At 64.5% G+C, this 24,232-nt stretch carries 22 protein-coding genes; 14 read left to right on the plus strand and 8 right to left on the minus strand.

The annotated features are described in order from the left end of the window. Window positions 1-407 precede the first annotated feature (407 nt). Window positions 408-3,626, minus strand: a complete 3,219-nt coding sequence (gene putA, locus AC1VWL_RS16325) for a bifunctional proline dehydrogenase/L-glutamate gamma-semialdehyde dehydrogenase PutA (RefSeq protein ID WP_482987375.1) — start codon at window positions 3,624-3,626, stop codon at window positions 408-410. A gap of 292 nt (window positions 3,627-3,918) precedes the next feature. On the opposite strand from putA, the gene AC1VWL_RS16330 reads away from it, so the two are divergent. The 6 genes from AC1VWL_RS16330 to AC1VWL_RS16355 all read left to right on the plus strand — a co-directional run bounded on the left by AC1VWL_RS16330 (window position 3,919) and on the right by AC1VWL_RS16355 (window position 8,658). Continuing rightward, window positions 3,919-4,392, plus strand: a complete 474-nt coding sequence (locus tag AC1VWL_RS16330) for a DUF2244 domain-containing protein (RefSeq protein ID WP_282268136.1) — start codon at window positions 3,919-3,921, stop codon at window positions 4,390-4,392. Window positions 4,393-4,409: 17 nt separating this feature from the next. Then, entirely contained in the window at window positions 4,410-5,351 is a 942-nt protein-coding gene (gene coxB / locus AC1VWL_RS16335) for a cytochrome c oxidase subunit II (protein ID WP_482987376.1), read from the plus strand. A 62-nt stretch (window positions 5,352-5,413) separates the two neighbouring features. Beyond that, on the plus strand, window positions 5,414-7,024 hold the full coding sequence (gene ctaD, locus AC1VWL_RS16340; RefSeq protein WP_282268140.1) for a cytochrome c oxidase subunit I: 1,611 nt from the start codon (window positions 5,414-5,416) through the stop codon (window positions 7,022-7,024). A gap of 11 nt (window positions 7,025-7,035) precedes the next feature. Continuing rightward, a complete protein-coding gene (locus AC1VWL_RS16345; RefSeq protein WP_296253360.1) occupies window positions 7,036-7,173 on the plus strand; it encodes a hypothetical protein in 138 nt (45 codons plus the stop codon). Further along, window positions 7,170-7,760, plus strand: coding sequence for a cytochrome c oxidase assembly protein (locus AC1VWL_RS16350; RefSeq protein ID WP_482987377.1), 591 nt, complete (start codon window positions 7,170-7,172; stop codon window positions 7,758-7,760). Before AC1VWL_RS16345 ends, AC1VWL_RS16350 begins: the two co-directional genes overlap by 4 nt. A gap of 22 nt (window positions 7,761-7,782) precedes the next feature. Further along, window positions 7,783-8,658: a cytochrome c oxidase subunit 3 gene (locus tag AC1VWL_RS16355; protein ID WP_282268145.1), complete on the plus strand. Its 876-nt coding sequence runs from the start codon at window positions 7,783-7,785 to the stop codon at window positions 8,656-8,658. A gap of 46 nt (window positions 8,659-8,704) precedes the next feature. On the opposite strand, the gene AC1VWL_RS16360 is transcribed toward AC1VWL_RS16355, so the two are convergent. Next, window positions 8,705-8,923: a twin transmembrane helix small protein gene (locus tag AC1VWL_RS16360; RefSeq protein WP_282268147.1), complete on the minus strand. Its 219-nt coding sequence runs from the start codon at window positions 8,921-8,923 to the stop codon at window positions 8,705-8,707. 57 nt (window positions 8,924-8,980) lie between these two features. Here AC1VWL_RS16360 and AC1VWL_RS16365 point away from each other — a divergent pair, with 57 nt between their 5' ends. From AC1VWL_RS16365 to cyoE, 4 genes are all read left to right on the plus strand, one after another. Then, the gene (locus AC1VWL_RS16365) at window positions 8,981-9,715 is read left to right on the plus strand and encodes an SURF1 family protein (RefSeq protein WP_482987378.1); all 735 of its coding nucleotides are present in this window, start codon (window positions 8,981-8,983) and stop codon (window positions 9,713-9,715) included. 389 nt (window positions 9,716-10,104) lie between these two features. Next, window positions 10,105-10,680, plus strand: a complete 576-nt coding sequence (locus AC1VWL_RS16370; protein ID WP_296253351.1) for a hypothetical protein — start codon at window positions 10,105-10,107, stop codon at window positions 10,678-10,680. A 10-nt stretch (window positions 10,681-10,690) separates the two neighbouring features. Continuing rightward, window positions 10,691-11,854, plus strand: a complete 1,164-nt coding sequence (locus tag AC1VWL_RS16375) for a COX15/CtaA family protein (RefSeq protein ID WP_282268151.1) — start codon at window positions 10,691-10,693, stop codon at window positions 11,852-11,854. 3 nt (window positions 11,855-11,857) lie between these two features. Beyond that, entirely contained in the window at window positions 11,858-12,751 is an 894-nt protein-coding gene (cyoE, locus tag AC1VWL_RS16380; protein ID WP_296253347.1) for a heme o synthase, read from the plus strand. Between the two features lie 184 nt (window positions 12,752-12,935). On the opposite strand, the gene AC1VWL_RS16385 is transcribed toward cyoE, so the two are convergent. The 6 genes from AC1VWL_RS16385 to rpsU form a co-directional block, all read right to left on the minus strand. Continuing rightward, window positions 12,936-13,922 carry a bile acid:sodium symporter family protein gene (locus tag AC1VWL_RS16385; protein WP_482987379.1) on the minus strand — a complete coding sequence of 329 codons (987 nt, stop codon included), beginning with the start codon at window positions 13,920-13,922 and terminating at the stop codon, window positions 12,936-12,938. An 18-nt stretch (window positions 13,923-13,940) separates the two neighbouring features. Continuing rightward, window positions 13,941-14,432: a protein tyrosine phosphatase family protein gene (locus tag AC1VWL_RS16390; RefSeq protein WP_482987380.1), complete on the minus strand. Its 492-nt coding sequence runs from the start codon at window positions 14,430-14,432 to the stop codon at window positions 13,941-13,943. 20 nt (window positions 14,433-14,452) lie between these two features. Beyond that, the gene (gene dnaG, locus AC1VWL_RS16395; protein WP_482987381.1) at window positions 14,453-16,189 is read right to left on the minus strand and encodes a DNA primase; all 1,737 of its coding nucleotides are present in this window, start codon (window positions 16,187-16,189) and stop codon (window positions 14,453-14,455) included. A 313-nt stretch (window positions 16,190-16,502) separates the two neighbouring features. Beyond that, complete coding sequence (locus AC1VWL_RS16400) at window positions 16,503-17,405, minus strand: YihY/virulence factor BrkB family protein (protein ID WP_482987382.1); 903 nt, start codon at window positions 17,403-17,405, stop codon at window positions 16,503-16,505. Window positions 17,406-17,720: 315 nt separating this feature from the next. After that, on the minus strand, window positions 17,721-18,167 hold the full coding sequence (locus AC1VWL_RS16405; RefSeq protein WP_282272614.1) for a GatB/YqeY domain-containing protein: 447 nt from the start codon (window positions 18,165-18,167) through the stop codon (window positions 17,721-17,723). Window positions 18,168-18,310: 143 nt separating this feature from the next. Then, window positions 18,311-18,526 carry a 30S ribosomal protein S21 gene (rpsU, locus tag AC1VWL_RS16410; protein ID WP_002808376.1) on the minus strand — a complete coding sequence of 72 codons (216 nt, stop codon included), beginning with the start codon at window positions 18,524-18,526 and terminating at the stop codon, window positions 18,311-18,313. A gap of 126 nt (window positions 18,527-18,652) precedes the next feature. Between rpsU and tsaD the strand changes: the two genes are divergently transcribed. The 4 genes from tsaD (at window position 18,653) to AC1VWL_RS16430 (ending at window position 24,082) form a co-directional block, all read left to right on the plus strand. Continuing rightward, window positions 18,653-19,684: a tRNA (adenosine(37)-N6)-threonylcarbamoyltransferase complex transferase subunit TsaD gene (tsaD, locus tag AC1VWL_RS16415; RefSeq protein WP_296246838.1), complete on the plus strand. Its 1,032-nt coding sequence runs from the start codon at window positions 18,653-18,655 to the stop codon at window positions 19,682-19,684. A gap of 82 nt (window positions 19,685-19,766) precedes the next feature. Beyond that, the gene (gene folB, locus AC1VWL_RS16420; protein ID WP_481614736.1) at window positions 19,767-20,126 is read left to right on the plus strand and encodes a dihydroneopterin aldolase; all 360 of its coding nucleotides are present in this window, start codon (window positions 19,767-19,769) and stop codon (window positions 20,124-20,126) included. 116 nt (window positions 20,127-20,242) lie between these two features. Further along, window positions 20,243-21,496, plus strand: a complete 1,254-nt coding sequence (locus AC1VWL_RS16425; protein WP_481614735.1) for a mechanosensitive ion channel family protein — start codon at window positions 20,243-20,245, stop codon at window positions 21,494-21,496. 411 nt (window positions 21,497-21,907) lie between these two features. Next, the gene (locus AC1VWL_RS16430; RefSeq protein ID WP_482987383.1) at window positions 21,908-24,082 is read left to right on the plus strand and encodes a glycoside hydrolase family 3 N-terminal domain-containing protein; all 2,175 of its coding nucleotides are present in this window, start codon (window positions 21,908-21,910) and stop codon (window positions 24,080-24,082) included. Window positions 24,083-24,232 lie beyond the last annotated feature (150 nt).

Here is a 24,232-nt window from a genome sequence, read left to right on the forward strand (position 1 = left end):
GCTGACGCCGCTCCTACAAGGCTGTCGCACTACCGGGAAAGCCTCTGCCGAGCATGGCTCGGCACTACCGCCCCCTCCCTTTCGCGCAGCGAAGGGGAGGGCTGGGGAGGGGTAGTTTTTCGCAAGGAACAATCCGTTTGACGCAGCGATTGTGGGAGCGGCATCAGCCGCGAAGCAGATGGTCGATCAGGTGGCAGGTATGGCGGTGTTCAATGATCCCGGCTTCGCGGCTTACGCCGCTCCCACAATCATGGCGAGGCTGTGAAAGCCTCTGCCGAGCATGGCTCGGCACTACGCTCCCTCCCTTTCGCGTAGCGAAGGGGAGGGCTGGGGAGGGGTAGGCTTTTCGCAGGGCAAAGAAAAACCCCGCTTGCGCGGGGCTTTCCTCAATCACGACACTGCTGGAATCAGTCGCCCAGGGTCAGCAGCGAGGCGTTGCCGCCGGCGGCGGTGGTGTTCACCGTCACCGTCTTCTCGGTGGCGAAGCGCAGCAGGTAGTGCGGGCCACCGGCCTTGGGGCCGGTGCCGGACAGGCCCTGGCCACCGAACGGCTGCACGCCGACCACCGCGCCGATCTGGTTGCGGTTGACATAGACGTTGCCGACGTTGACGCGCGAAGCGATGCGATCAACGGTTTCGTCGATGCGCGAATGCACGCCCAGGGTCAGGCCGTAGCCGGTGGCGTTGATCTGGTCGATCACCGCATCCAGCTGATCGGCCTTCCAGCGGATCACATGCAGCACCGGCCCGAAGATTTCCTTGTGCAGCTGGTTCAGGTCCTTCAGCTCATACGCACGCGGGGCGAAGAAGGTGCCATGCGCGGCGGCGTCGGAAAGCGGTGCGGCGGCGATCAGGCGTGCCTCGGCGTCCATGCGCACGGCGTGGTCCTTGAGGATCTGCAGTGCGTCGGCGTCGATGACCGGGCCGACGTCGGTGGACAGTTCGCCCGGGTCGGCAACCTTCAGTTCGGCCATTGCGCCGGACAGCATGCCCATCACCTTGTCGGCGATGTCGTCCTGCACGAACAGCACGCGCGCTGCCGAGCAACGCTGGCCGGCGGAGGTGAAGGCCGAGCCGATGGCGTCCTTGACCAGCTGCTCCGGCAGTGCCGAGGAGTCGGCGATGAAGGCGTTCTGGCCGCCGGTCTCGGCGATCAGCACGCCGATGGCGGCATCGCGTGCAGCCATCGCGCGGTTGATGGCGCGGGCGGTCTCGGTGGAGCCGGTGAAGGCCACGCCGGCCACGCGCGGGTCGGCGGTCAGTGCGGCACCGACGGTGGCGCCATCGCCCGGCAGGAACTGCAACACGCCTTCCGGCACGCCTGCGTCCAGCAGCAGCTTCACTGCGTAGTAGCCGATCAGGTTGGTCTGCTCGGCCGGCTTGGCGATGACGCTGTTGCCGGCGGCCAGGGCAGCGGCCACCTGGCCGAGGAAGATCGCCAGCGGGAAGTTCCACGGGCTGATGCAGACGAACACGCCACGGCCGTGCAGCTGCAGCTCGTTGCTTTCGCCGGTCGGGCTGGGCAGCTTCTCGGCGGTGCCGAACTGCTCGCGCGCCTGCTTGGCGTAGTAACGCAGGAAGTCCACCGCTTCGCGCACTTCGGCGACGCCGTCGGGCAGGCTCTTGCCGGCTTCCTTCACGCACAGCGCCATGAACTCGGCGATGCGCGCTTCAAGCTGGTCGGCGGCGTGCTCGAGGATGGCGGCGCGGCTGGCGGCCGGGGTGCGGTTCCAGGCCGGCTGCGCGGCCACGGCATTGGCCAGCGCCTTCTGCACGGTGGCGGCATCGGCAGCCTGCCAGTGACCGACGACCTGGCGGTTGTCGGCCGGGTTGACCACCGGCTGCGACGGCGTGCCCGGGGCCACGCCCTGCACCAGCGGGGTCGCCTGCCATGGCTTGATGGCGGCGTTGAGCTGCTCGGCCAGGGCGCGCAGTTCGTTGTCGTTGGCGAGGTTGATGCCCATGGAGTTGGTCCTGTCGTGGTTCTGGCTGCGCAGCAAATCAACCGGCAGCGGGATCTTGGGGTGCGGGATGGAAGCGAACGAAGACACGGCTTCGACCGGATCGCGGATCAGGTCGTCGATGGACACGTCTTCATCGGTGATGCGGTTGACGAAGCTGGAATTGGCGCCGTTTTCCAGCAGGCGACGCACCAGGTAGGGCAGCAGGTCTTCGTGCGAGCCCACCGGTGCGTACACGCGGCAGGGCACGTTCAGGCGCTCAGCCGGAATCACCTCGGCATACAGGTCATCGCCCATGCCGTGCAGCTTCTGGTGCTCGTACACGCCGCCCTTGGCGATCTGCTTGATCGTGGCGATGGTGGCCGCGTTGTGGGTGGCGAACATCGGGTAGATCGCATCGGCATGGCCGAACAGGCGCTTGGCGCAGGCGATGTAGGACACGTCGGTGTTCTGCTTGCGGGTGAACACCGGGTAGCCGGGCAGGCCTTCGATCTGCGCGCGCTTGATTTCCGCATCCCAGTACGCGCCCTTGACCAGGCGCACCTGCAGCTTGTGGCCGATGCGGCGGGCGAGGTCGGCGAGGTAATCAATCGTGTACGGCGTGCGCTTCTGGTAGGACTGCACGACGATGCCGAAGCCCGCCCAGCCTTTCAGCGACGGATCGCTGACCACGCGTTCGATGATGTCCAGCGACAGTTCCAGGCGGTCGCTTTCCTCGGCGTCGACGGTGCAGCCGATGCCATAGGACTTGGCCAGCTGCGCCAGTTCCAGCACGCCCGGTACCAGATCCTTGAGCACGCGCTCGCGCTTGGCATGTTCATAGCGCGGGTACAGTGCCGACAGCTTGATCGAGATGCCGTGCGACTTGGTCACGTCGCCATCGGCCTTGCCGCCACGGGCGATGTTGTCGCTGCCGATGGCGTGGATGGCGCGACGGTAGTCTTCCAGGTAGCGCAGCGCGTCCTTCATGGTCAGCGCGCCTTCGCCGAGCATGTCGAAGGAGTAGCGGTAGTTGCTGTTGTCGCCCTTGTGCGAGCGCGACAGTGCTTCGTCGATGGTGCGGCCCATGACGAACTGGTGGCCCATGATCTTCATTGCCTGACGCACGGCCAGGCGGATCACCGGCTCGCCAACGCGGCCGATCAGGCGCTTGAACGCGCCATGCACGTCGCGCTTCGTGGCATCGGCCAGGTCAACCAGGTGACCGGTCAGCATCAGGCCCCAGGTCGAGGCATTGACCAGCACCGAATCGGACTGGCCCATGTGGCGCTTCCAGTCGGCTTCGCCCAGCTTGTCGCGGATCAGCTTGTCGGCGGTTTCCTGGTCCGGAATGCGCAGCAGGGCTTCGGCCACGCACATCAGCAGCACGCCTTCCTCGCTGCCGAGGTCGTACTGGCGCATGAAGGCTTCAATCGCGCCCTGGTTCTTGGAACGGGCGCGCACGCGGCGCACCAGGTCGGCGGCCGTGGCCTGTACCTGTGCCTGTTCGGCGGCCGGCAGGCGCGCCTGCTCCAGCAGTTCGCGCACGTGGCTGGCTTCGTCCTTGAGCCATGCATCGGTGATGGCCTGGCGCAGCGCCGATGGCGCCGGCGGCAGCTCGGGCGTCAGCAGCGGCGGGGCCGGTGACGTAGGGGAGGCGACATCAGGAGAAGGTGTTGCGTTCATGCGCTCGGCCACAGTTGGATTCGGCCATTTTAATCTTCGGTGGCGGATTTCCTAGTCCCCTGCGGGTGTCTGTTTGCAGGGTGAAAGCACTGGCCTGTGGGCGCTTTTGCAATATTCAGCGAGGTGATTTGGATTGTGCCGATTCCGGCATCTAAATCGACGTGCTTGGACGATATGGGCACAGTTTTGATGTGCACTGCAGCATTGATGACGATGATGAATGGAAGCTTGCCGGGCGTGTGCGGGCAGGGCTACCATCGAACTCGATTTCCGCGGAATGGACGCGGCTGTGATGATCCAGGTGCTTCGGCAAGATTCCGATGGCTCAGGGACGCAGCTGCTACTGCACCCCCCACGGGCACTCAGTGCTCGGCAGTTCGTCCAGTTGTTTGCAGCGTTGGCAGGATTGATGGTGTTCGCGGCCGGCCTGGCTTGGCTGTCCGGCAACCGCCTGGCCCCTGTCTTCGCGTTGTTGCATGGCTTTCTGGTGGCGGCTGCACTTCGCGCATGTTGGCGCAGCAGCAATCGCCGGGAAGAGATCCGGGTAGGACCGGACTGCGTGGAAGTGATTCCCGCGGCCGGAGTTTCGCCGGTATTCCACGCACATCCGTACTGGGTGCGGGTGGTGACCGGGAAGGAACGGGTCCTGCTGGTTTCCAGCGGCAAGTGGGTGGAAGTGGGGAGTTTCCTCGCACCCGTGGAACGTCGGGAACTTGCGGTGACACTTGAAGGCTTGCTCGCGGCCAGCAATGGCAGCAACCGATGACGTCAAGGGTCTAGGCAATGAAGCAAAGCAGCGTGTGGGGCGCGAAGTTGAAACACGGTTTGGCAGCGGCAGCGATGATGCTGTCGGCGCAGGCAGCATGGGCGCAGACCGCCGATCCCAAGGAATGGCAGCTCAATATGGGCAAGGGCGTCACCCATACCTCGCGTATGGCGTGGGACGCACATATGGTGGCGTTGTGGGTCTGTACCGTCATCGGCGTGCTGGTGTTCGGCGCGATGGCCTACGCCATGTTCAAATTCCGCAGGTCCAAGGGCGCGGTGGCCAAGCAGTTCAGCCACAACACCAAGGCGGAAATCATCTGGACCGTCATCCCCATCATCATCCTGGTGGTGATGGCCTGGCCGGCCACGGCCAAGCTGATCGCCATGTACGACACCCGCGATTCCGAGATGACGGTGAAGATCACCGGCTATCAGTGGATGTGGAAGTACGAATACCTGGGTGAAAACGTCGCCTTCACCAGCCGCCTGGACCGCAAGTCCGACGAAGTGCGGCAGAGCGGCAGCGTGCCGACCATGGCCAGCGATCCGCATTACCTGCTCGACGTGGACAACCCACTGGTGCTGCCGGTGGATACCAAGGTGCGTTTCGTCATCACCTCCGACGACGTGATCCATGCGTGGTGGGTGCCGGCGCTGGGCTGGAAGCAGGACGCCGTGCCGGGCTTCATCAACGAACGCTGGACCAACATCGAAACCGAAGGCGTGTACCGCGGCCAGTGCGCGGAGCTGTGCGGCAAGGACCACGGCTTCATGCCGATCGTGGTCAAGGCCGTATCCAAGGACGAGTTCAAGTCCTGGCTGGCCTCGCGCAAGCCGGCGCCTGCAGCACCTGCCGAAGCTGAGCCCGCACCTGCCGCCGAACCGGCACCTGCCGCGGCGCCAGAAGCAACGCAACCGGAAGCAACCCCCGCCGCAGCTGCGGCGGCCGCTGCCTGATACCACTGCGTGCCGGTGCCACCGGCGCGATGCCTGAAAACGCATAACGAGGTGTAGTTGCAATGGCGAATACCGCAGTGGACCACTCCGATCACCACGGCCACCAACAGGGCTTCTTCGAGCGCTGGTTCTTCTCCACCAATCACAAGGACATCGGCACGCTGTACCTGCTTTTCAGCTTCACGATGTTCATCATCGGTGCGGCGATGAGCGTGGTGATCCGCTTGGAGCTGGCGCAACCCGGCCTGCAGTTCGTCAAGCCCGAGTTCTTCAACCAGATGACCACCGTGCATGCACTGGTGATGATCTTCGGTGGCGTGATGCCGGCCTTCGTCGGCTTGGCCAACTGGATGATCCCGCTGCAGATCGGCGCGCCCGACATGGCGCTGCCGCGCATGAACAACTGGTCATTCTGGTTGCTGCCGGTGGCCTTCGGCATGCTGCTGGTGACCCTGTTCCTGCCTGGTGGTGCGCCGGCCGGTGGCTGGACGCTGTATCCGCCGCTGTCGCTGCAGGGCGGCTACAACGTTGCCTTCAGCGTGTTCGCCATCCACGTCGCCGGTGTCAGCTCGATCATGGGCGCGATCAACATCATCGCCACCGTGCTCAACATGCGCGCACCGGGCATTGATCTGCTGAAGATGCCGATCTTCTGCTGGACCTGGCTGATCACCGCCTTCCTGCTGATCGCGGTGATGCCGGTGCTGGCTGGCGCGGTGACCATGTTGCTGACCGACAAGTTCTTCGGCACCAGCTTCTTCAACGCCGCCGGTGGCGGTGACCCGGTGATGTTCCAGCACATCTTCTGGTTCTTCGGGCACCCCGAGGTCTACATCATGATCCTGCCGGCGTTCGGCGTGGTCAGCGAGATCCTGCCGACCTTCAGCCGCAAGCCGCTGTTCGGTTACCAGGCGATGGTCTATGCAACTGCCGCCATCGCCTTCTTGTCGTTCATCGTGTGGGCCCACCACATGTTCACGGTGGGCATGCCGTTGGGTGGCGAGATCTACTTCATGTTCGCCACGATGCTGATCTCGATCCCGACCGGGGTGAAGGTGTTCAACTGGGTCAGCACGATGTGGGAGGGCTCGCTGACGTTTGAAACGCCGATGCTGTTCTCCATCGCCTTCGTCATCCTGTTCACCATCGGCGGTTTCTCCGGCCTGATGCTGGCCATCGTGCCGGCCGACTACCAGTACCACGACACCTATTTCGTGGTGGCGCACTTCCACTACGTGCTGGTGACCGGCGCGGTATTGGCGCTGATTGCCGCGGTCTACTACTGGTGGCCGAAGTGGACAGGCCGCATGTACAACGAGTTCTGGGGCAAGTTCCATTTCTGGTGGACGATGGTGTTCGTCAACCTGCTGTTCTTCCCGCAGCACTTCCTCGGCCTGGCCGGCATGCCGCGACGTATCCCGGACTACAACCCGGTGTTCGCCGACTGGAACCTGATCAGCTCGATTGGCGCATTCGGCATGTTCGCCACGCCGTTCATGATGGCGGCGATCCTGCTGTCCTCGCTGCGCAACGGCAAGCGTGCCGAAGCGCGTGCCTGGGAAAGCGCCAAGGGCCTGGAGTGGACCATTCCTTCACCGGCGCCCGCGCATACCTTCACCGTGCCGCCGGTGATCAAGCCGGGCGACCTGGCGCATGACGACGTGACCCATTGAGGAATCCTGCGATGAGCAGCAACGAGCAATGGCAGGCTGAGGAACTGGAACTGCGCAGGCGCCGCTCGCGGCGCACCGCGCTGGTGGTCGGCCTGATCGCGGTGGCGGTCTACGTCGGCTTCATCCTGTCCGGGGTGCTGGCGAGTTGACCGCGCCGGCGCCCGCACCCAAGCCCAATGCCGGCCTTGGCCGGCTGATCGGCGTGGCGTTGGCGGTGTTCGTGCTGACCTTCTCGCTGGTGCCGCTGTACCGCATCGCCTGCGAAAAAGTATTCGGCGTGCGCCTTGAGCGTGGCGCGACCACGCACGAAGCCAATGCACATGCGACCACCGGCAAGCGCACCGTGCGGGTGGAGTTCGATGGCGGCGTCAATTCCAAGCTGCCGTGGGCCTTCCATCCGGAAAAGCTGACGATGGACGTGGTGCCGGGTGAGTTGAACGAAGCCCTGTATTACGCCCGCAACGACAGCGACCGCGCGTTGGTTGGCAGCGCGGTGCCGTCGGTGGCACCGGCCCGTGCCTCGGGCTACTTCAACAAGACCGAATGTTTCTGCTTCACCGCCCAGACCCTGCAGGCCGGTGAGAAGCGCGACATGCCGGTACGGTTCATCGTCGACCCGGACCTGCCGGCCGACGTCAACACGATTACCTTGTCCTATACCTTCTACAAGAATGATGCGCTGACCGAACGGCTGACTCCGGCATCTGCCGCGGCGGCCGCACACGCAGCTCCCTGATCACGGACCCGGAAGCAACGCCATGGCCCATAACACCCCTGATCCCAATGTCTACTTCGTGCCAAGCAGCAGCAAATGGCCGTTTGTAGGATCGATCGCGATGCTGGTGATGATGGTCGGGGTAGCCAGTTGGCTCAACGACGCCAGCTGGGGCCGCGCGGCCTTCTTCATCGGGGTGGCGATGATGGTGTTCACCCTGTTCCTGTGGTTCGGTGATGTCATCCGCGAATCCGAGGGCGGCAACTACAACCGCCAGGTGGATGGCTCGTTCCGGATGGGGATGATCTGGTTCATCTTCTCCGAGGTGATGTTCTTCGCCGCCTTCTTCGGCGCGCTGTTCTACACCCGCAACATGGGCCTGCCCTGGCTCGGTGGTGAAGGCCATGGCGTACTCACCAACGAATACCTGTGGGATGGCTATTCCGCTGCTTGGCCGACCAACGGCCCGGCCGATATCGGTGGCGCCTTCCAGACCATTCCGGCCTGGGGCCTGCCGCTGCTCAATACGCTGATCCTGCTGACCTCGGGCGTGACCCTGACCATCGCCCATCACGCACTGAAGGCGGGCAACCGCAAGCAGCTGCTGATCTGGCTGGGCGCCACGGTGCTGCTGGGCTGCGTGTTCCTGTTCTTCCAGGCTGAGGAGTACATCCACGCCTACAAGGAATTGAACCTCACGCTGGGATCGGGCATCTACGGCTCGACCTTCTTCATGCTGACCGGCTTCCACGGTGCGCATGTGCTGCTCGGGACCATCATGCTGATCGTGATGTGGTTCCGTGCGGCCAAGGGACACTTCACCCGCGACAACCACTTTGGATTCGAAGCGGCCGCGTGGTACTGGCACTTCGTCGACGTGGTGTGGCTGATGCTGTTCCTGTTTGTCTACGTGCTGTAACAAGTGTCGGCAGCCGCGCTGCAATGCAGAGCGGCTGCTGCGATGTTCAGCCGCCCACACCATGCGGCTTGATCCAGCCCATGTAGATGCTCAGCGCAACCAGCAGGATCAGCACCACTGACAGCGCGATACGCCGCGTCAACGCATTGACCGTCCGTTTGGTCTGGCCGCGATCGATCATCAGGTAATAGAGGCCGGCACCAAGATTCCAGACGATGACGATCAAGAACGCGATTACCAGCAAGGTCTTCAACGAATCATTCATGCGTGGCTCGATGGGTGGAAGGGCAGTGCTATATCACCCGCTTGGCGGCAGCTTGTCATGACGCGACAGCACACGGCGGTTTTCGGCTGGGTAGTGGCGGTGCTGGTGGCCGCGTTGTTCTGCGCGCTGGGCGGCTGGCAGCTGCAGCGCATGCAGCAGAAAGAGGCCTTGCTTGCACAGCTGCCGCCGAGTCGCGACGCCGCGCTCGGCCTGGCCCAGGCCGCCGCCGCCCCGGATTCCCTGCATTGGGTGCGTGACCAGCTGCAGTTCCTGCCCGGCAGCGTGCTGCTGGACAACCAACTGCGGGAAGGTCGCGCTGGCATCAAGGTCTACCAGCCTGCGCGCGCTGCCGACGGAGCCGTCGTGCTGGTCGATCTGGGCTGGCTGCCGCTGCCTGCTGACCGCAGCATGCCGACGATCAACGCAGAGCAGGGCACCCAGACGCTGCAGGGACTGTGGGCGCCTGCGCCGGCAACCGGCATTGCCTTGGGCCCGGCATTGACTGCGGCCAGGCAACCGCAGACCTGGTTGGCGACTCGGATCGACCTGCCGGCGATTGCCGCGCAGCTCGGGCTGGGCGGCGCGGTGCTGGCACCGAAGGTGTTGCGATTGGATCCAGCGTTGCCGCTGGGCTATGTGCGTGACCTGGACCTGCTGCCCAATACCTTGCCGCCTTCGCGGCATCTTGGTTATGCGGTGCAATGGTTCGCGATGGCCTTGGCGGTGTTGTTGATTGCGCTGGTGTTGCAGTTCAAGAAGCGCAGGAAGTTGGGGGTTGGGAATGGGGTGTAGGTTGGAGCTGGTTGGAAGGCAAAGGCAAAGCCAAAGCCAAAGCCAAAGCACCCCTCCCCAACCCGTCCGGCCCGAAGGCATAGCCTTCGGTCGTTCATCAGGTCGCGCGGCAGTGCCGCGCAAGCAGACCTTCTTCACCCCCTTGGCTGCGCCAAAGGGAGGGGGCAGAGCGCTGCACCGTCGCTTTGATCCTCGCTCCTGTCTTTGCCGTTGAATTTCCCCCTCCCTTTCACCGAAGGTGAAGGGGAGGGCCGGGGAGGGGTGCTTTCAGCCTTTGCTCCAGCCTTTGCTTTAGCTCCAGCCTTTGCTCCAGCCTTTGCTTTAGTTCCAGCTTTTGCTCCAGCTTTCGCACCCAGCCACTCCATCGCCAGCTCGAAAAGAACCCAGCCATGAACGCACTCACCCCCGACCAGCTCGCCACCCGCAACCGCGGCCGCCGGGTATTGCTGTTGATCTTCGCCATGTTCTTCGGCTCGATGGCGCTGGCTGGCATCCTGCGCTTCTCGGGCTGGACGCCGCAGATCAACCGCCATCACGGTGAACTGCTGCAGCCGGCGCTGGACCTGCGCAGCGAGCAGCTGCATCTGGCCAACGGCCAGGCCTACGACTGGAACCCTGGCGAGCGCCACTGGCGCATCCTGCTGGCGCCGCCGGCTGACTGCGCACCGGCCTGCGTCACTTTGTCGCAGCAATTGGACAAGGTGTGGCAGTTGTTCGGGCATAACGCGGATAATGTCGAGATATTGTGGCTGGGTACGCCGCCTGAGCAGGTGGCTGCGACGCCGGCACTGAAGGTGCTGCAGCCCCAGCCTGCGTTCCGGGGCAAGCTGCCGGGGGTTGATGACCCGGCCGGTACCCCGGTGTATGTGATTGATCCCAATGGCTTTGTGGTATTCCGCTATGCGCCGGGTTTTGAACCGGGTGGACTGCGGGCTGATCTATCCAAGCTGTTGAAACTGATGTGAGTTCCGTTCGATGAATGCCTCCGCGCGTCCGGCGCTGTACCGCAATTTCCACCGACTGGCGTGGTTCGCACTGATCATGACGGCGAGCACGATCATGTTCGGCTCCTTCGTGCGCCTGTCCGATGCCGGCCTGAGCTGCCCGGATTGGCCTACCTGCTATGGCCGCGTGACCTGGCCGCAGACGCAGATGGAAGCCGCCCAGCACGTGGCCAGCGAGATCCGTCCGCTGGAGACCCACAAGGCCTGGCGTGAACAGGTGCACCGTTTCCTGGCCGGCCTGCTTGGCGTTGAAGTGCTGACCCTGGCATTGCTGGCGGCACGCCGGCGCAAGCATGGCATTGCCCAGATCGTCACCGCCTCGGCGCTGGTGGCGCTGGCGATACCGCTCTATATGCGCGGTGAGCACGTGGCCTCCAGCGTGCTCGCCATCGGTGGCGAAGCAATCCTGCTGCTGGCGGCGCTGCGCTGGTCCAACATCGATCTGGCGCGCGCGGCCGTGCTGACCTTGGCGGTTGTGGTGTTCCAGGCCCTGCTCGGCATGTGGACGGTCACCTGGCTGCTCAAGCCCATCGTGGTGATGGGCCACCTGCTCGGCGGCATGCTGATGTTCGGCATGCTGGTGTGGATGGCGTGGAAGGCCACGCATCTGCCGATCACCCTGGCCGAGGCGCCGCGCCTGCGCTGGTGGCTGCGTGGCGCCGTTGCCCTGGTCGTGTTGCAGATCGCGCTCGGCGGTTGGGTCAGTGCCAACTACGCGGCACTGGCCTGCGGTGGCGGCAGTGCCTCGCTGGACAACTTCCCGCGCTGCGTCAGCCAATGGTGGCCGCAGCAGAATTACAGCGAAGGCTTCACCCTGTGGCGTGGCATCGGCGTGGATTACGAAGGCGGCGTGCTCGATGGCGCCTCGCGTATCGCCATCCAGATGGCGCACCGGATGTTCGCGGTGCTGGTGGCCTTGTACCTGCTGGTGCTGTCGGTGCGCATGTTCCGCCTGCCGGGCATGCGTGGTTGGGCAAGCGCCGTGATCGTGCTGTTGCTGCTGCAGGTCACCCTGGGCGTGCTCAACGTCAAGCTGGCATTGCCGCTGGCCGTGGCGGTGATGCACAGCGGCGGTGCGGTTGCCTTGTTGTTTGTATTGGTCACGCTGCTGGCGCGGCTGCGCGCCCCGGAGTGAATGATGCGTACAACATGGCGTGATTACTGGGACCTGACCAAGCCGAAGGTGGTGGCACTGATTGTGTTCACCGCCCTGGTCGGCATGTGCCTGGCCATTCCGGGCCTGCCCACCACCGCGCAGGTGGTGACCGGTCTGCTCGGCTTCCTTGGCATCTGGCTGTCGGCCTCGGCCGCAGCGGCGATCAACCAGCTGCTGGATGCGCGCATCGACGCGCAGATGGCGCGTACCTCGTGGCGGCCCCTGGTGGTCGGCAAGGTCTCGCCGCGGCAGGTGCTGGTGTTTGCCGGCGCGCTGACCGCGCTGTCGATGACCATCCTGGTGCTGTGGGTGAACGTGATCACCGCAGTGCTGACCTTCGCCTCGCTGATTGGCTATGCGGTGATCTACACCGTCTACCTGAAGCGGGCGACCTCGCAGAACATCGTCATCGGTGGCCTGGCAGGCGCAACGCCGCCGCTGCTGGGCTGGGCAGCGATCACCGGCATGCAGGGCAGCTCGGATTGGGCCTACGCCTCGTTGCTGGTGCTGATCATCTTCATCTGGACTCCGCCGCACTTCTGGGCACTGGCCATCTTCCGCCGCGTTGACTACGCCAAGGCCGAGATCCCGATGTTGCCGGTGACCCACGGCGTGCCACATACCCGCAAGCAGATCCTGGCGTACTCGGTGGTGCTGGCGGTGGTGACGCTGCTGCCGGTGGCCATCGACATGAGCGGCATGTTCTACCTGGGCGGGGCAACGGTGTTGAACATCGTGTTCCTCTGGTACGCATGGAAGATGCAGAACCCGCCGGACGAGATGTTCAACATGAAGATGTTCGGCTATTCCATCGTGTATCTGATGGCGCTGTTCGCCTTCCTGCTGGTCGACCACTGGCTGTTGCCCTGGTTGTGATCGAGCAATGAAAAGGCCGGCATTCGCCGGCCTTTTTTTGTAGGAGCGGCGTAAGCCGCGAAGCTGATGGTCGTTCCGGCTGCGGGAGAAACTGCAATCACGGAATGTTTGATTGCGGTGCGCGCTGCTATTGGATGCATTGGTGGCTTCGCGGCTTACGCCGCTCCTACAAATCCGGTTCGGCTTATTGCTGGGTTGCTCCAGCATTCTGCTTCGCATACCGCTGCGCCACCATCGAGCAGACGATCAGCTGGATCTGGTGGTAGATCATGATCGGCAACACGATCGCGCCGAGGCTGCCGCCGGCAAACAACACCTTGGCGATCGGCACACCGGTGGCCAGGCTCTTCTTGGAGCCGCAGAACATGATGGTGATCTGGTCGGCACGGTTGAAGCCCAGCCGCCGTGCCAGCCAGGTGATGCCGGGCATGGCGATGGCCAACAACACAATTGCAACCAGCGCAGCAGCCAGCAAGGACAGCGGCGGGGTCTTGCTCCACAGGCCTTCGCTGACCGATTCGCCGAAGGCGGCGTAGACCACCAGCAGCACCGTGCCCTGGTCGGTGTAACGCAGCAGGCCGCGGCGCTTCTCGATCCAGCCACCAATCCACGGCCGCAGCAGGTGGCCAAGTACGAATGGCACCAGCAGCTGCAGCATGATCGCGCCGACCGCATGCAGCGGGTTGGCCATGCCGCCCTGCGAGCCGGCGAGCACGGTCATCAGCAACGGGGTCAGGAACACGCCGAGGATGCTCGACAACGAAGCCGCGCACACCGCTGCCGGCACGTTGCCACCGGCAATCGAGGTGAAGGCAATCGAGGACTGCACGGTTGAGGGCAGGGCGCACAGGAACAGCACGCCGATGTAGAGCTCGGGCGTCAGCGCCCAGCCGGCCAGCGGCTTCATCGCCAATCCCAATAGCGGGAACAGCACGAAGGTGCAGGCCAGGATGGTGATGTGCAGGCGCCAGTGCAGCAGGCCGGCGACGATGGATTCGCGTGGCAGGCGCGCGCCATGCAGGAAGAACAGCGCGGCGATGGCGACATCGGTGAAGTGGTCGAAGCCCTTGGCTGCGGCGCCGGTAAGTGGCAGCACGCTGGCCAGGGCAACGGTGGCGAGCAGGGCGAGGGTGAAGTTGTCCGGTCGCAGTCGCGACCACCAGCGGGTCATGTCGGCAATGCCTCCTGATCAGGGTGTGGGTGTGTCCAGTGCAGCGCGTGCAGCGGGCTCGAGTGAAGTCATGCCTGCATCGCGGCCGAACTTGAGTGCGTCGTCCACCGATGCGCCGTTGATGCGTGCGTCGATCACCGACAGCAAGGCGCCAGCGCGGTTGGAGGAGGCGCAATGCAGCAGGGTCTTGCCGCTGTCCTGCTTGAGCAGGCGGTCCAGCGTGCGCGCGTTGGCTTCGGTGATGTCGCCAGCACCGGCGATGGGCAGGCGCACATAGCGCAGGCCAAGTTGTTCGGCCAAGGCGGCTTCGTCGTAGCCGCGATCTTCATCTGCACGGCGCAGATCAATGACGGTGGTGACGCCATTGGCGGCGGCATCGCGCAGCTGTTGTGCGCTGGGTTGGCCGGCGGTGATCAGGTCCGGGCGCGGCTGGCGCAACGCCGCATCGCCAGCGTAGGCGTTGGCGGCGAGCAGCAGCGAGAGGAGCAGTGACAGGCGGTAGGTGTACATGCAGTGCTCCCTTGCAGATGTCAGAGGCGCAGACTGGCGCGGGCCTTGAGCAGCTCGCGCAGTTCGTATTTGTCGGTGTCGTCCAGGCCTTGCTGGCGTTGTTTTGCCTGCAGCTCGTCCAGGCGCTGGGTCAGCAGTTGCTTCTCCAGCTGCAGCACGGCGTCCTGCAGTTCCTGTGCCCACATCGCTTCATCGCCGGGCAGCGCCTGCGCGGCCAGCTTGTGCAATGCGGCCTGTTCTTCGCGCTCGTTGAAGTGTTCGAGCAGGGCGCCGGTGCTGATGTCCGGGCGCTGCTGTACCAGGTTCAACAGCTCGACCAGCAGTTCGATGCCGGGAAGGCGCAGGCCGCCGATGGCGTGGTGACCTTCCAGGCTCATCGCCAGCGAGGGCTGCTGCAACAGGATGGCAATGGCGGCACGCACCAGGCTGCGCTTCTGCGCAGGCACCGCGTTGTTGCGCATCGGTGGCCGCGCCGCAGGCGCTGCGGCCGTTGCCGTGCTGCCGATGCCGGTCAGGCGCGCCAGCTCCTGCTTCATCAGGTCGCCGAAGGCGCCATCGGGAATCTGCGCCAGCATCGGCTTCGCGCGTTCGGCCAGGCGCGCCTTGCCGTCGAGCGTGCTTAGATTGATCTCGCGGCTGAGCTCGTCGAAGAAGAACTGCGACAGCGGCGTGCCCTGCTTGAGCCGTGCGTCGAAAGCGTCGGCGCCTTCCTTGCGCACGATGGTGTCCGGGTCCTCGCCATCGGGCAGGAACAGGAAGAAGGCCTGGCGGCCGTCCTTCATGCGCGGCAGCACCGACTCCAGTGCGCGCCAGCCGGCACGGCGACCGGCGGCATCACCGTCGAAGCAGAAGTACACGTCGGGCGCGTTGCGGAACAGCAGCTCGGCATGGTCCGGCGTGGTCGCCGTGCCCAGCGTCGCCACCGCCTGGGTGACGCCGAACTGGAACAGGCTGACCACGTCCATATAGCCTTCCACCACGATCAGGCGTTCGATCTTCTGGTTGGCCTGGCGCACCTGCCACAGGCCATACAGTTCGCGGCCCTTGTGGAACAGCGCGGTTTCCGGCGAGTTGAGGTATTTGGGGCCGTCGTCCTTCTGCATCACACGGCCGCCGAAGGCGATGACGCGGCCACGGCGGTCGAAGATCGGGAACATCACCCGGTCGCGGAACTTGTCGTAGACGTGGCCGCGGTCGTTCTTGGAGAACAGGCCGACGCGTTCGAGCAGCTTCATGCGCCGCTCGTCCTTGCCCAGTGCATCCTTCAGCGCGCTATAGCCATCCGGCGCATAGCCGATGGAGAAGCGGGCGCGGGTGTCGGCATCGACGCCACGGCCATCGAGGTAGGTGCGGGCCTTGTCGTTGCCTTCCAGCTGCTTCTGGAAGAAGCGGGTGGCGGCATCCAGCGCCGAGTACTGGTCGCGGCTGTCGTCCTGCTGCTGCGGCGTGCGTGCGTTGGTTTCGCGCGGGATTTCCATGCCCACGCGCTTGGCCAGTTCATCCACCGCGTCGAGGAACTCGAGGCGGTCGTAGTTCATCAGGAAGCTGATCGCGGTGCCATGCGCGCCACAGCCGAAGCAGTGATAGAACTGCTTGGTCGGCGAGACCGTGAACGAGGCCGAGCGCTCGTCATGGAACGGGCAGCGCGACGCGTATTCCTTGCCCTGGCGCTTGAGCGGCACACGTGAGCCCACCACTTCGACGATGTCGGTGCGGGCCAGCAGGTCGTCAATAAACGCGTCGGGAAGTCGGGCCATGCGGCAAATGAACAGCGCCGCCGGTTGGCGGGGCGCGATGAAAGGGGGGAAGGGGAGTGTACTAGGCTGGGCTGGTGCTGGCTGGATGTTGGGCTTGATGGTTTTCAGTCAACGGCGCAAGGCGACCCCTCCCCAACCCGTCCGGCCCGAAGGCATAGCCTTCGGTCGTTCATCAGGTCGCGCGGCAGTGCCGCGCAAGCAGACCTTCTTCACCCCCTTGCCTGCGGCAAAGGGAGGGAGTGGCTTCTGCCCCCTCCCTTTCGCGTAGCGAAGGGGAGGGCTGGGGAGGGGGCTTTTGCTTCTGCGCTTGCCGTCAGTCCAAAGCCCCAACATCAACCTCGGCCTCAGCCGCCACCTTGCGCCGCGCATACGCCCGCTCATCGATCACCGCGGTGATCAGTGCGCCGCCAAAGAACACCACGCTGGCGTAGTAGATCCACACCAGCATGATCACCAGCGTGCCCATCGAACCATAGGCGCTGCCCGGCGCCGCGTTTGCGATGTACAGGCCAATCGCATAGCGGCCGAGGGTGAACAGCATCGCGGTGATCACGCCGCCGAGGAAGGCCTGGCGCCAGTCCACCGGTCGGTCCGGCAGGTAGTGGTAGAGGAAGGCAAAGCCCAGTGCGTACAACAACAGGGTGGTCACATAGCCCACCGCCGGCAGGGCAGAGGGCAGGTGCGAGAAGATCACCTGCAGGGCAGTGGTGGCCACCATCGACACGATCAGCAGGAAGCCCAGTGCCAGCACCACGCCGGCCGAGAACACCCGCTTCTTCAGCCAGCCGAAGATGCCTTCGAAGCGCTTGGAGTCGGTACGGAAGATCAGGTTCAAGGCAGCCTGCAGCTGGGCGAATACCACGGTGGCGCCGATGAACAGCAGGACCAGGCTCCAGATGCCGGCAAACGAGCCCAGGTCGGGCTGGGCACTGGCGTTGGTGATCACCGTACGGGCCACCTCGGCCACGCTGGGGCCGGCCAGTGAGCCGATCTGCTCGATAAGTGTCTGTTGCGCTGGCGGGTACAGTGAGGCGGTCAGCCACAGCAGCAGGACCAGCAGCGGCGCCAGCGACAGCAGGGTATAGAAGGCCAGTGATGCCGCCTGGGTCATCACGTCGGTTTCGACGAAGCGGCGCACCAAGGCAGCCGGCAGGCTTTGCTGGAGCATCTCCAGCCGGGATTTGAGCGAATGCAGGGTGGGGCGGGGTGCAGGCATCAGATGGATCGCGTGAAGGCAGGGCTCTGTTCTAGCAAAGCCGGGCTTCGGGGCGGGTGAATGGGGCGGTCCCCGGCGGCCATTCGGCCCACACCCGTAGTGCCGAGCCATGCTCGGCAGGGGCTTACCCGAAAATGCACAACAGATGTGGGAGCGGCGTAAGCCGCGAAGCCACCGATCCCTCAGATCGCCGGCCAGTAGGTGATTTCATTGCACCGGGCTTCGCGGCTTATGCCGCTCCCACAAAAAAGCGTGCGGCAAAAACAACAAAGCCCGCACTTGGCGGGCCTTGTCGCACAACCTCGGCAGCCAGGATCAGCCGGCCAGGGCCTGCTTGACCAGCTTGGACACCAGGCCCATGTCGGCCTGTCCAGCCAGCTTGGGCTTGAGTACGCCCATCAGCTTGCCGATGTCGGCAGCGCTGCTGGCGCCGGTTTCGGCCTTGGCGGCGGCGATGGCGGCCTGGATCTCGGCTTCGCCCATCTTGGCCGGCACGTAACGCTCGATGACCACGATCTCGTCGCGCTCGACCGATGCCAGGTCTTCACGGTTGGCGGCTTCGTACTGGGTGACCGAGTCCTTGCGCTGCTTGACCATCTTGTCCAGCACGGCGATCACGTCGGTGTCGGTCAGCTCGATGCGCTCGTCCACTTCGCGCTGCTTGATGGCGGCATTGATCAGGCGGATCACGCCCAGCGAGTGCTTGTCGCCGCTCTTCATGGCGGCCTTCATGTCTTCGGTCAGCTGTTGCTTCAGGCTCATGGAGCACCTCTTTGGGTCGGGAATATGGGAAAAGACGTCAGCATTGCCGGCGTCTGGAACGCAAAAAGCCGGCTACGCTTGCGCGTGCCGGCTTTCACCCCAGTACGGAAGGCCGGAGCCCCCCGTTCAGGAGTTGCGTACGATCAGTACAGGCGCTGACGCTTGGTGACGTCGCGCGAGGAACGACGCAGCTGGCGCTTCACGGCTGCAGCAGCCTTGCGCTTGCGTTCCTGGGTCGGCTTTTCGTAAAACTCGCGCTTGCGGGTTTCGGCCAGCACGCCGGCCTTTTCGCAAGTGCGCTTGAAGCGGCGAAGAGCAAACTCAAAGGGCTCGTTCTCGCGGACTTTAACGCTGGGCATGGAATCTCCGGGGACTCTGTAGAAAAACCGGGACACACCCGGTGAGCCGCGCATTATAGTCCCTTTGCGCGGACGTGCAACCCCCGCGATTTGGCTGGGGCGTCAGAGAGGTCCACAATACGCCTTATGAAAGTCCTTGGCATTGAATCATCCTGCGATGAGACGGGCGTAGCCGTCTACGACACCTCACTCTCCGGGGCGGCCGCGCTGCGTGCGCATGCCGTCTACAGCCAGATTGCGCTGCACGCCGAATACGGTGGCGTGGTGCCGGAGCTGGCCAGCCGCGACCACGTGCGCAAGACCCTGCCGCTGATCCGGCAGACCCTGGACGAGGCGGGCATCGCCATCTCCGAGATCGAGGGCGTGGCCTATACCGCCGGCCCCGGCCTGGTCGGGGCGTTGCTGGTCGGTGCCGGCGTTGCCCGCTCGCTGGCCTGGGGCCTGGATGTGCCGGCCATCGGCGTACACCATATGGAAGGCCACCTGCTGGCGCCGCTGATGGAAGACGACCCGCCGGAAGCGCCGTTCGTGGCCTTGCTGGTCTCCGGCGGCCACACCCAGCTTATTGCCGTGGACGCCATCGGCAAGTACCGCCTGCTCGGCGAGACATTAGACGATGCCGCCGGTGAGGCCTTCGACAAGACCGCCAAGATGATGGGCCTGCCGTACCCGGGCGGGCCGCAGCTGGCCAAGCTGGCCGAGATCGGCACCCCGGGGCGCTACAAGTTCACCCGGCCGATGACCGACCGGCCAGGACTGGACTTCAGTTTCTCCGGCTTGAAGACCCAGGTGCTGATGGCCTGGCGCGACAGCGACCAGACCGAGCAGACCCGCGCCGACATCGCCCGCGGCTTCGAGGATGCGGTGGTCGACACCCTGGTGATCAAGTGCGGCCGCGCGCTGGATGCGGCCGGCTGCGACGTATTGGTGGTGGCCGGCGGTGTTGGCGCCAACAAGCGCCTGCGCGCCAAGCTGCAGGACGATGCCCAGCGCCGCGGCGGCCGGGTCTGCTTCCCGCGGCCGGCACTGTGCACCGACAACGGCGCGATGATCGCCTTCGCTGGCGCCCTGCGCCTGCAGGCCGGCCAGCACGGCCCGGCCGAGATCAAGGTGACGCCGCGCTGGGACATGGCCTTGCTACCGCCGCTGCAGGGCTGAAAAGCAGGCTTGCCGTGCTCGTCCACGGCAGGCTCAGTCTGCTGCCGTTACCATGTCGTATTCATCCAATACGACAGATGCAATGGACAAGGTATTCATCGAAGGGCTCGAAATCGACGCCCTGATCGGCATCTATGACTGGGAGCGGCGCATCCGCCAGACCCTGGTGTTTGATCTTGAAATGGGCTTCGACAACCGCAAGCCCGCGGCCAGCGACGACATCGTCGACACGCTGAACTACAAGGCCGTCAGCAAGCGCCTGATGGAATTCGTGCGCGCTTCTGATTTTGGCCTGGTGGAAACGCTGGCCGAGCGCTGCGCGCAGATCGTTCTGGACGAATTCAACGTGCAATGGCTGCGATTGAAGCTGAGCAAGCCCGGCGCGGTGCGCGGTGCGCGTGCGGTTGGCGTGATCATCGAGCGTAGCCGCGCTGACGTCTGAGCCTGTTGTAATCCGGTCGCGCGCACTGCGGTGCGCGGCCTGAGTCATGCCTGTCCGATCAAGCAATGCGCTTGGACAGGTTGTTTCTGCGGTACGAGTAGAAGGAGAAGTGCACGATGGCGGTAATGGGAATTCGTTGGTTGGATCAGCTGGAGAACATGCTGGCGCCGTACCCGATGGCCTACCCGGCGGTGGTGCTGGCGGGATTGCTGCTGGTGGCATGGCTGGCCAACTTCGTCACCAAGCGCATCCTGTTGCGTGGCCTGCGTTCGATGATCGAGCGCTTCTCCGGTCCCAACCACAACGCCAGGCAGCCGCTGCGGGTAATTGCACGGCTGTCCAATATCGTGCCATCGGTGGTGCTTGCTGCGGGTTTGAGCATCGTGCCGGAGCTGCCGCCGGGGCTGGTGAGCGGTTTGAAGGCGCTGTGTCATGCATGGACGGTGTTGACCATCGCGATGGCCGTGTCGCACGCGCTGGATGCCTTCAACGATTTCTACGAGCGGCGCGCCGATGCCCGCAACAAGCCGATCAAGGGCTATCTGCAGGTCGTCAAGATCGTGGTGTTCGTGTTTGCCGGCCTGTCGATCGTGGCGATCCTGGTCGGCGTGGAGCTGCTGCATCTGGTCACTGGCCTGGGCGCGGCCACGGCGGTGTTCATGCTGATCTTCCAGGACACCATCCTGTCGCTGGTGGCCAGCGTGCAGATCAGCGGCGATGGCCGCGTGCGCATCGGCGACTGGATCGAAATGCCCAGCCAGAACGCCGATGGCGATGTGATCGATATCGCCCTGCACACCGTCACCGTGCAGAACTGGGACAAGACCGTCACCACCATCCCGACCAAGAAGCTGGTTACCGAGTCGTTCAAGAACTGGCGCGGCATGCAGGAATCAGGCGGACGCCGGATCAAGCGTTCGATCTACCTGGACCAGCACAGCGTGCGTTTCCTCGATGCGGGTGGTTTGGAGCGATTGGGCCAGATCGCGTTGCTGGATGACTATCTGGCGGGCAAGCAGCAGGAGCTGCAGCAGTGGAATGCGGAGGTGGCGCAGGCGCATCCGGAACCGGTCAATGCGCGTCGGCTGACCAATCTGGGCACCTTCCGTGCCTATGTCGAGCTGTACCTGCGGAACAACCCCGGCATCCATCAGGACATGACCCTGCTGGTGCGGCAGATGGCGCCGACCCCGCAGGGCCTGCCGCTGGAGATCTACTGCTTCACTTCCTCAACCGCCTGGGCCAAGTACGAGGCCATCCAGTCGGACATGTTCGACCACCTGCTGGCGATGCTGCCGGAGTTCGGTTTGCATGTGTTCCAGGAATCCAGCGACGCCATGCTGATGACTGCCCGCGAGCAGCGCGCCTGACCCACCTGTAGTGCCGAGCCATGCTCGGCAGATGTTGCTCATGTAGTGCCGAGCCATGCTCGGCAAGGGCTTTACCAGAGCGAAAGGCCCCCTCACCCCAACCTCCGCTCCGCGCCCCGGCCCTTGCGCCGGCGCAAGGGCGTTCGAGAGGGCAGCGAACCGATGGTTCGCAAACTGCCCCTCTTACCCCGCGCGCGGGAGAGGGGCTGAAGCGGTAGTGCCGAGCCATGCTCGGCTGGGGGCTTTCCAAGCGAAGAACCACCCCTCCCCAACCCTCCCCTTGGCTTTGCCAAAGGGAGGGGGCGTGATGCCGAGCATGACTCGGCACTACCGCTGCAGCCATGCGGCAGCCGCTTCACACTTGTAGCGCTAGAATTGCCCGCTTGAAATCGTTTACATGAAGGACTGCCGGTGGCCCCCGACCGCATTGAATCCCTGATTTCCCGCATGACCGTCGACGAAAAAGTCGGCCAGCTCAGCGTATTCGCCGACATGGTCCGGCCGTTCGCCCCGGACGTTAACCCGGAGGCCAACGTACGCAATGCCGAGCAGGTGCTGGAACAGGTGCGCGCAGGCCGCGTCGGGTCCTTGTTCAATGGCGTCGGCGCCGAGCTGGGCCGGCGCATCCAGCAGGTGGCGCTGGAGGAAAGCCGGCTGGGTATTCCGGTCATCCTCGCCTCCGATGTGATTCACGGCATGCGCACCGTGTTCCCGATCCCGCTGGGCGAGGCCGCCAGCTTCGAGCCGGACCTGGCCCGTCGCACTGCTCGCGCTACTGCCATCGAAGCGACTGCCGCTGGTATCCACTGGACCTATGCACCAGCGGTGGATATCGCCCGCGACCAGCGCTGGGGACGCGGTGCCGAAGGGGCGGGCGAGGACGTGGTGCTGGGCTGCGAATTCGCAGCCGCGCGCGTGCGCGGCTTCCAGGGCGATGACCTGACTGCCGAAGACTCGTTGCTGGCCACGCCCAAGCATTTCGCTGCATACGGTGCGGTTGCCGCTGGTATGGAGTACGCGCAGGTGGATATCTCGCCGCAGACATTGCGCGATGTGCACCTGCCACCGTTCAAAGCGGCGTTGGATGCCGGCGCGCTGTCGCTGATGAGCGCCTTCAACGACATCAACGGCGTACCGGCCAGCGCCAACCGCGCGCTGCTGACTGATCTGCTGCGCAAGCAATGGAAGTTCGAAGGCGTGGTGGTTTCCGACTACACCGCCGACATGGAGCTGATCGCCCATGGCTATGCCGCCGATGAAGTGGATGCTACCCGCAAGGCCTTCCTCGCCGGGTTGGACCTGAGCATGCAGAGCGGTTTTTACGACCAGCATCTGGCCGGGCTGGTGCACGCCGGTGATGTGCCGATGGCGGTGCTCGACGAATCGGTACGCCGCATCCTGCGTTTGAAGGACGCGATCGGCCTGTTCGACAACCCCTACCGTTCGCTGGACCCGGCGCGCGAGGCTGATCAGTCGCATATCGCAGAACACGACGCATTGGCGCGCGACACCGCGCGCCGCTCGGTGGTGTTGCTGAAGAACGAAGCCGAGTTGCTGCCGCTGAGGAAGCAGGGGCAGAAAATCGCGTTGATCGGTCCGTTCGTGCAGGACCGCGACAACATTGAAGGCTGCTGGACCTTGTTCGGCGACAAGTCGCGTTACGTCACCCTGGAGAGCGGCGTACGTGCCGCCCTTGGCGATGCCGCGGCATTGGAAGTCGTGGCGGGCTGCGGTTTGGAAGAGCCGCTGGAAGGTGGTATCGAGGCAGCGGTCGCCGCCGCGCAACGTGCTGACGTGGTGGTGTTGGCAGTTGGCGAGCCGCAGCGTTACAGCGGTGAAGCGCAGTCGCGTGTTGAGATCACCTTGCCGCCGGCACAGCAGGCATTGGCCGAAGCCGTCGCCGCCACCGGCACGCCGCTGGTGGTGCTGCTGCGCAATGGTCGCGCGCTGGCCTTGCAGGACGCGGTGCGTGATGCGCAGGCCATTGCGGTTACCTGGTATCTGGGCACGCAGAATGGCCATGCGCTGGCTGACATCCTGTTTGGCGACTACAGCCCGTCGGCGCGATTGCCGGTGAGTTTCCCGCACGCCTCGGGCCAGCAGCCCTATTTCTACAGTCATCCCCGTACCGGCCGACCCGAACTGCCGACCATGTCGGAATTCAAGGCGCGCTGGCGCGAGTTCCCGAACACGGCGCTGTATGCATTCGGCCATGGCATAGGCTATGCGCGCTTTGAATATGAAACGCCGCGCCTGAGCACGCCGCAGTTGGCTTGGGACGGTGAGCTGGTGATCCGCACCACGCTGCGCAACATCAGTGCGGTTGCGGGAGAGGAAGTGGTGCAGCTATACGTGCATGATCGCGTCGCCAGCCGGGTACGGCCGGTGCGCGAGCTGAAGGCGTTCCGTAAGGTTGATGTAGCTGCCGGCGACTCGGTGGACGTTGAGTTCCTTCTGGACCGACAGCAGCTGGCGTTCACTGGTGTGGACGGTGATTACACCGCCGAGCCAGGGCTGTTTGATGTGTGGGTATGCGCTTCGTCGGTGAGTGGGGATGCCGTCAGCTTTGAGCTGCTGGGCCCCTGATTCAAACCGATGTACGCGAGGTAAGCTTTGCTTCCGGTAGTGCCGGGGCGCCCTCGGCGCGGGGGGGGGCGGGGGACGCTAAGACGCCGCTGGCGGGGGGCGGGACATAGGCCCCCCCCCGGGGGGGCGCGCGGGGGGCGGGGGTGGGGG

The sequence above is a fragment of the Stenotrophomonas sp. STEN063 genome (assembly GCF_056854515.1).

Excerpts from the sequence above, each read along its gene's own strand:
- ctaD (WP_282268140.1), top strand. The coding sequence starts at position 5,414 with ATGGCGAATACCGCAGTGGACCACTCCGATCACCACGGCCACCAACAG.
- AC1VWL_RS16385 (WP_482987379.1), bottom strand. The coding sequence starts at position 13,922 with ATGACCCGCTGGTGGTCGCGACTGCGACCGGACAACTTCACCCTCGCC.
- folB (WP_481614736.1), top strand. The coding sequence starts at position 19,767 with ATGGACAAGGTATTCATCGAAGGGCTCGAAATCGACGCCCTGATCGGC.
- AC1VWL_RS16360 (WP_282268147.1), bottom strand. The coding sequence starts at position 8,923 with ATGAATGATTCGTTGAAGACCTTGCTGGTAATCGCGTTCTTGATCGTC.
- cyoE (WP_296253347.1), top strand. The coding sequence starts at position 11,858 with ATGCGTACAACATGGCGTGATTACTGGGACCTGACCAAGCCGAAGGTG.
- AC1VWL_RS16330 (WP_282268136.1), top strand. The coding sequence starts at position 3,919 with ATGATCCAGGTGCTTCGGCAAGATTCCGATGGCTCAGGGACGCAGCTG.
- coxB (WP_482987376.1), top strand. The coding sequence starts at position 4,410 with ATGAAGCAAAGCAGCGTGTGGGGCGCGAAGTTGAAACACGGTTTGGCA.
- AC1VWL_RS16405 (WP_282272614.1), bottom strand. The coding sequence starts at position 18,167 with ATGAGCCTGAAGCAACAGCTGACCGAAGACATGAAGGCCGCCATGAAG.
- AC1VWL_RS16390 (WP_482987380.1), bottom strand. The coding sequence starts at position 14,432 with ATGTACACCTACCGCCTGTCACTGCTCCTCTCGCTGCTGCTCGCCGCC.
- AC1VWL_RS16400 (WP_482987382.1), bottom strand. The coding sequence starts at position 17,405 with ATGCCTGCACCCCGCCCCACCCTGCATTCGCTCAAATCCCGGCTGGAG.
- AC1VWL_RS16370 (WP_296253351.1), top strand. The coding sequence starts at position 10,105 with ATGAACGCACTCACCCCCGACCAGCTCGCCACCCGCAACCGCGGCCGC.
- AC1VWL_RS16365 (WP_482987378.1), top strand. The coding sequence starts at position 8,981 with ATGACGCGACAGCACACGGCGGTTTTCGGCTGGGTAGTGGCGGTGCTG.
- putA (WP_482987375.1), bottom strand. The coding sequence starts at position 3,626 with ATGAACGCAACACCTTCTCCTGATGTCGCCTCCCCTACGTCACCGGCC.
- dnaG (WP_482987381.1), bottom strand. The coding sequence starts at position 16,189 with ATGGCCCGACTTCCCGACGCGTTTATTGACGACCTGCTGGCCCGCACC.
- tsaD (WP_296246838.1), top strand. The coding sequence starts at position 18,653 with ATGAAAGTCCTTGGCATTGAATCATCCTGCGATGAGACGGGCGTAGCC.
- AC1VWL_RS16355 (WP_282268145.1), top strand. The coding sequence starts at position 7,783 with ATGGCCCATAACACCCCTGATCCCAATGTCTACTTCGTGCCAAGCAGC.
- AC1VWL_RS16345 (WP_296253360.1), top strand. The coding sequence starts at position 7,036 with ATGAGCAGCAACGAGCAATGGCAGGCTGAGGAACTGGAACTGCGCAGG.
- rpsU (WP_002808376.1), bottom strand. The coding sequence starts at position 18,526 with ATGCCCAGCGTTAAAGTCCGCGAGAACGAGCCCTTTGAGTTTGCTCTT.
- AC1VWL_RS16425 (WP_481614735.1), top strand. The coding sequence starts at position 20,243 with ATGGCGGTAATGGGAATTCGTTGGTTGGATCAGCTGGAGAACATGCTG.
- AC1VWL_RS16375 (WP_282268151.1), top strand. The coding sequence starts at position 10,691 with ATGAATGCCTCCGCGCGTCCGGCGCTGTACCGCAATTTCCACCGACTG.